Source organism: Nitrosomonas sp. Nm34 (genome assembly GCF_900113925.1).
Classification (GTDB): domain Bacteria; phylum Pseudomonadota; class Gammaproteobacteria; order Burkholderiales; family Nitrosomonadaceae; genus Nitrosomonas.
The window spans coordinates 1-6241 of record NZ_FORD01000097.1 but is presented as its reverse complement, the minus strand read 5'-3'; the positions used below and the strand labels follow the sequence as shown (position 1 = coordinate 6241).

7 protein-coding genes are annotated in these 6241 nt (G+C 46.9%); all 7 read right to left on the bottom strand.

Going from position 1 to position 6241, the window contains the following annotated elements:
- Positions 1-303: 303 nt before the first annotated feature.
- Positions 304-708 (bottom strand): 3TM-type holin, encoded by a 405-nt coding sequence (locus BM283_RS16965; RefSeq protein WP_090695241.1) that lies wholly within the window; start codon positions 706-708, stop codon positions 304-306.
- A 4-nt stretch (positions 709-712) separates the two neighbouring features.
- Positions 713-1192: a lysozyme gene (locus BM283_RS16960; RefSeq protein ID WP_090695240.1), complete on the bottom strand. Its 480-nt coding sequence runs from the start codon at positions 1190-1192 to the stop codon at positions 713-715.
- Positions 1189-1479: a hypothetical protein gene (locus BM283_RS16955; RefSeq protein WP_090695237.1), complete on the bottom strand. Its 291-nt coding sequence runs from the start codon at positions 1477-1479 to the stop codon at positions 1189-1191. Before BM283_RS16955 ends, BM283_RS16960 begins: the two co-directional genes overlap by 4 nt.
- A 108-nt stretch (positions 1480-1587) precedes the next feature.
- On the bottom strand, positions 1588-1908 hold the full coding sequence (locus BM283_RS16950; RefSeq protein WP_090695236.1) for a phage holin family protein: 321 nt from the start codon (positions 1906-1908) through the stop codon (positions 1588-1590).
- 10 nt (positions 1909-1918) lie between these two features.
- Positions 1919-2830, bottom strand: coding sequence for a hypothetical protein (locus tag BM283_RS16945; RefSeq protein WP_090695233.1), 912 nt, complete (start codon positions 2828-2830; stop codon positions 1919-1921).
- On the bottom strand, positions 2830-3747 hold the full coding sequence (locus BM283_RS16940) for a hypothetical protein (RefSeq protein ID WP_090695231.1): 918 nt from the start codon (positions 3745-3747) through the stop codon (positions 2830-2832). Before BM283_RS16940 ends, BM283_RS16945 begins: the two co-directional genes overlap by 1 nt.
- A partial coding sequence (locus BM283_RS19100) for a hypothetical protein (RefSeq protein ID WP_175492210.1) occupies positions 3744-6241 on the bottom strand: 2498 nt, incomplete at its 5' end. The genes BM283_RS19100 and BM283_RS16940, both read right to left, overlap by 4 nt.

Here is a 6241-nt window from a genome sequence, read left to right as displayed (position 1 = left end):
CCAAGGCTAAAAATTAGATCTGACTTCATAATATATTTATTCCTCTAAATAAATATATTATGGCGATAAGCCAATTCCACAATTGTGTAATGATTCACAGCGTACTGTTCCCTAACAGGTGCAGGCACTGTTTGATTGGTAGCATTGAATAATTCAACTATGGTAAAAATTACCATAGTTGAACTGTATGCTTGCTTAAAGCATGTTGATTTTAAATACCTCAACCGAGGTAATAAAAATTAACATGAAGAGAAATTATTTATTATTAACCACCTCAAACCTAGATTTACATCTTTTAGCCAATCACTTAGCAACACCTTTGATCTTCTCGACCATTCTAACTCCGCTCAACCCTAACATGGCTAGCACCAATTCTAGCAAGTAGTCAGTATGAATATCCGGCAGAGTCTTAAACGGCAGCTCAAATGCCTGAACGATCCAAAGCATGAAGGGTTGACCAATGAATGCCCAAAAGCACCCAAACACGCAGCACCAACCCAAAGCAGGACGCCAGCCTGCAACAAAAACAGAGGAACTAGCTGCCTCAATTTTATTAATCTCACGTTGATCTGCAGCTGCTTGATTGATAGCTTTCTGCAGATCGCCTTCCAGTTGTTCCCTAGCCCTCGCCCGCTCGTTCTCATTTGGTATTAAATCAAGAACTTTATCAATGATTGGCGTTATCGCTGGAAAGAGTAATTGCCACATATGATTATTTCTCCGCTAACTGTTGTTTATCGGTCATGCATAATTGATATTCCTGCTGTCTTCGCTTGGTCAGTCCAGCCATAACCTTGCCGCCCGCTTTATCCCATCGCAAAATTTCCTGACACGCCCCCAAGTAATCAGGTGGATCGCGCCTCAATTTCTTGACTAATGTCGATCGACAAAAAGCGGAAGCGCCTATGTTATAGGCCAAGCTAATAAATGCATCGCTCTCATGTTGATATACAGGCACATCACCAACGCATTTGGATATCTGTTCTGTAATTTCACTGGCGTCACGATAGAGCATACCAAGCGCGCGAACAGGATCTGTTTTATCCCCAGCCTTGACGCCTTCAGTAGTGCCAAATCCTATCGTCTGCACTCCTACCCCATCATCGTAGGCAACACCGCGATATTGTTCTAACCCAGCGATCGACACTATGACGAAGGCTGACAGTGCGATTAAAGAATTCCTTGTTCTCATAATGTAATTATCACGTAGATGTTGACCGCAACAATCACTACGATCGATGGAACCAAAAATTCCAGCCTTGCCTGATTACTCCAGTTCCTGATATCAAACCAATACAGCATACATTCGGCACCTCGCCGTTCCTGATCCATAGCAACGCGCTGGCCAAGTTCCCACATGTACCAGCTCGCTACTACGGCAATAGTCACAGCAATTGGGTGCGGCAGTAATAGTAAAACGGTAATCATCGCCAACGCCGCGACAGAATGAATCAGAATATCTTTTAAATTTTTATACATTGTTTTTATTTCACCAAAGGATTTAATAAAGATATAATCAAAGCTCCTACACCGAATTTAGTTTTGCTAAGTTCGCCCAAGGCAAGTTTTCGGACTTGCCTTGTTCAATTAATCTTTATTAAGTGCAGCAAATCGTTTCTCGATAGTTTGCTCAATCAGGAATAGCAGCCTGGTTGCCATGTTTCCAGAGATACCGGCAGCAGCTGCGCAGATGCCCACCGGATAATTCAGCGACGACAGAACCATGAAAGATGCCAGCCCAACAAATCCGCTGGTGACTACCTCCCCTATCAGCTCAATTAAATTGAATACCCTTGTATGCCCCGCTCTTAGCTTTGAGTACCAGCTAACCACGCCACCGAAGAAGGACATGCCCACCGCCAGCATCCACGTAGCAGCGCCCCAGTTTGTTGGATCGTTCTCTTGCATTGCGCCTCCCCTATTGTTTTTTGATGCCGTAAAGTCTGAATGTACCGCTGGCGATATTGCCGCTGCTCATCATGAACCGGATGCCGGTCAATGCTCCTGTGTTGTCGTTTGTTCCTGCTCCAGATATCAGCGCCAAGGACGGATTAGAGTTCATATATGCACCATGGAAGTGCAGTAATTTTCTGATGGTGGCATTGGTCACATTCCTGACATGCATAGTGAAATCAAGACTCGCTCCAACGCCTTCACCTATGGGTATTGCCGCCCCTGCAGCACTGGCGCTAGCACCATATGCGTTTGATCCATCGGTTGACATTGCATTGTGGTATCTGTAACCGGTTGTCAGATAAGACCCGCCAAGCTTCATGCGACAATTGAGATTCTGCCCGGGAGATGCCGGCACGATGGCTGTGCCAAGTATCATGTATTCATCGTAGGTGCTGTTAAAAGTGGTTTCCAGGTCAACTGTGGCGGATGCCGATGCAGTTACCGATGAGAGCAGTACCATGCTGCCGGAAATGTTTGTTGGACTGGATTGGCTAATCGTCCAGGAAGCCTTGGTACCACTGCCTACCGTGTAGGTGACATTGACTACCAGAGCGCCTGTAGATGGGTTATAGCTCGTAACGATGCCATACATTGCATTAGTAGAAGGTGCGGCCGTGTCCGCAAGAGCTATGAACATGCCACCAACCCAGCTTTTACCCGTGCTGGCTGTGAATGATTTGCTGCCGGTGCCAATAGCTATGCTGGAGGCGCTGGTACCGGTAACCGCATTCAGGTTCATGGCTTCAATAGCTGCATTAATCTGTGCGCCAAAGGTTGCCAGCTCTGAAAAAAACGTGTTCATGGCCGCATTAAACTGAGCCTCAGTCATGTTACTCGTGTTTGGCAGCGGCGTGCTGAGTGGATCGATTGCCATCAAATTCCCTTCAATGTTAGGTTGATTTTCGCTTGCTTGATATTGCTCAGGTCAATTGGGAAGCGCTGATAAACGCCGATCAGGACGAGTGGTTCAGCATAGACATGGTCCAGGTTATCCAGCCCGGACCAGACCACGGCTTTGGCATTCGCCTGTTCACGGAATTGCCTCACTGTGTTTACCCGGTTAGCTTCTGTTGCCAGTTCAAGTTCTATGAGTGGCTGGCTTGGCACGGGTGTGAGCGTTGCTTTACCGAAACTGTCCCAGGTAATTTCACTGTAGTTTTCCGCATCCGACACTGGATTCCATTCGATCTCTCCCAGGTAAATTGCCTGGCCCACTGCAAATCTGGACAGCTCGCAGATGCCGGATGGATCGGTCAGTGTGATGGTTACCACCGGATCGCCCACGGGAGGCACATCGAAAGTGGCCGTCACTTTGTCGTAAACAAAAGGCGAGAAGCACCACTCATAAGGCGTGGTGGCGTGGCGATTCAATAGATCCTTATTAATCGTTAATACGGTAGGCCCGCCCACACCATCCTTCACGATAATTTTTGCGGTCGCAGCTTTGATCCCTTCCAGCATCACAGCATTAATTCGCTGCCCTGGCTTTATGGTTACGGTTAGAGGAGATGCTCCTTTGCTCGGGTTGCCCTGGTTCCAGTCGAACATGCGAAAACGGTTCGTGTAGCCCTTGAGAAACCATTTGTCTGTTGAGGTCGCTGGTGGGTTATTGAGATTGCTGGCTACCAGCGACTTATATACCAGATGGCTATCGGCGGTGATTACGCTGACCTCGGCATCCTGTGCATAAGTAGTTCCTGAATTCCAGGCAGGTTCCCCCGTATACGGTTCAGCAATCGTACTGCTGACAAAGCGTGCATCAGTGATATCAATCGGGAGAAAAGCCTTCATTTCTTTTGTTCCGTCCTGAATGCGTTTCCGCTAGGCGCGGTAACGGCGTCAAACTTATTCGCCATGCGATGGAGATCTGCTCCCTGCTCTTTCACTGCCTTCAACACCTTACTCAGCACGATAACAACATCATCCTGATTCAACTGGATAGGCTGATTATTGTTAGTGGTGACTGTATTAGGTCTAGTGCTTTCCACAATCTGAACCGGGCCAATATCATCACCAACAAAACCGCCCTCAGCAAAGCCAGATGGCTTGCCATCTTTACCAGCTTTATGCAATTTTTCCAGCGTATTAAGACCAATGTTATCTACCGCGGGAGCGGAGAACACATATTCACGACCATGCACGATGCCGACCGGATCATCTGTGCCAGTATTTCCGGTATAGCCCCCACTTGCAAAGCCGCGAAACTGATCAAAAGACCGTGCTGAAGTCAGCGTGTTTTTATCAACAATCGATGTAATGTTGGCTTGATTGAGAAGATCACGTCTAACTTCGCTTGATACCGTTCTATTCTCAAAAATGTGCTTAGCATTAATAACATTTTCAAGAATACTTATGCTGTTCGTATCATTTAACGAATTCAGTGCACTGGCTGTATTTACAATATCCTTGATTGATATGTGCTGTTTTGTCAGCTCGCGAGCAATATCATTTGCAGCGATCCTTTCTTCAAAGAGGCTTCTCGCATCAATGACGTTTTTATCTGTGATGCTATTAGTCCGGTTAACATCGGTACGATTGATAATGCTCTGCGCACCAACTAAGCCGCCATTTGCATAGCCTTCCTGCCTGCCATGCCTGGCGGTTTCGTGCAATTGATCCAGCGTGTGCAGACCAAGATTGTTTACGGCTTCCTGACTGAACACATACTCGCCCGCGTGCACGATGCCGGCAGGCTGGAATTTACCGCCTGATCCAGTGAAGCCTCCATCTGAGTATCCTTTCCTGGAATCCAGTCTCTTCAATCCATTGTCGTCATAGAATTTATTAATGTCGGCAATAGAGACTCCGATGGAACGTGAAAGCTGTTCAATGTTTATGTCAAACTGTTGAGCCGTGTTTGCTACTTTGAGTAGATCGTTTTTATTGGCCTGGTAGAAATTGCTCACCAGCTGATCGGATATGCCATAAGCAGGAGTCGCGGAAATACCAGGAGTCACGGCTTCAGATAGCCGCTGCACTCCCAGTGCATCAGTGGTCGCGTTGATTTCGCCAATCGAGTATCCGGTAGCTTTGGAGATATCACCGGAACTATAACCTAGCTCTAAAGCCTTGTTATAAATCTTAAGAGGATCATTTATATTAGCTTCTACAAAAGCCTTGATCTCTGCATCGCTGGCTTTTGTCTTAATGCCAGAACCGCTAAAACTAAACGAGCTGAATCCTCCGCTACCACCGCTGCCAGTACTGCCTGAGCCGCTTGTGTTAGCTGTTTTTATAGCTGCCTGAAAGTTTGCAAGTGCTTCTGCAATGGTTTTAGTGTTTGTTTCGATTCCGTTCAGAAAATCAATCTGCGTTTTAGCATCTTCCAGAATCTTGTCCAGCCGAATCATTTCACTCTTGAAACCATCCTCAAGCGACTTTTTGGAATCTTTCAGCGCATTGAGCGATCGTTCTTCTGTGCTCAATTGATCGTCGGTCAGCGCGCCGAGCTCACCCAACATACTAGCGGTCTTGGCCTGCTCGAATGCAAAATCAAAGCTGCTGGTAAAGCCGGAGGTTGATTGCTGCTTCAGTACGTCCAGTGCCTGGCTGATATCATCTAAATTCGGTAATCTGCCACCAGCGCGAGCGGTAGTAAGCGCCGCTTCTATCTGCGCCTTGGCTTCGTTCCGCTCCATTGGGCGGATAGCATTGACTGTGCTTTTGAGTGCATCCGATAATGATTTCAGTTTGCTGATCGAATCAGTGACATTCTCAATCTGAATATTGATTCCATCTAGGGCGGTATTGTATTCATTGGTCAGCCGGGTGCGCTCGGCATCAACTGATCTCTGAAGATCTGCATAGGCTGTATTGACTGCATTCAAGCTATCTTGATCAATACTGTTAAAGTAGTCAGCAGTTATGCCAGCAGCACGCATCATTTCATCAGTCAGCACTCCGCCAGCCCTAACGAATTCCCTCAGCGCTTCAGTTATAGCCTCCTTGCCCATGTCTACAGTTAATCCGAACTGACTGAGCGCATCGTTAGCCATGGTACGTTTGATGCCAGTTACTTCCTCTGGGGCAAATGTACCGGCAAGGGATAGCAGGTTCTGGTTGTCATTCGTTTTTTTCAAATCGACAGAATTTAAATAATCAAGCGTAATGCCAACCGTGTTCATCACGCTTTCAGCAGCGGCAGTCAGTAATCCGCCTGAGCTAACAAACTCTCTGACGTATTCTATTAACTGCTCTCTGCTGATATCTGCCGATATTCCAAACTGGCTGAGCGCATCGCTCATCATAGAGTATTTAATGCCTAGCACTTCATCGGGTGCAAGGT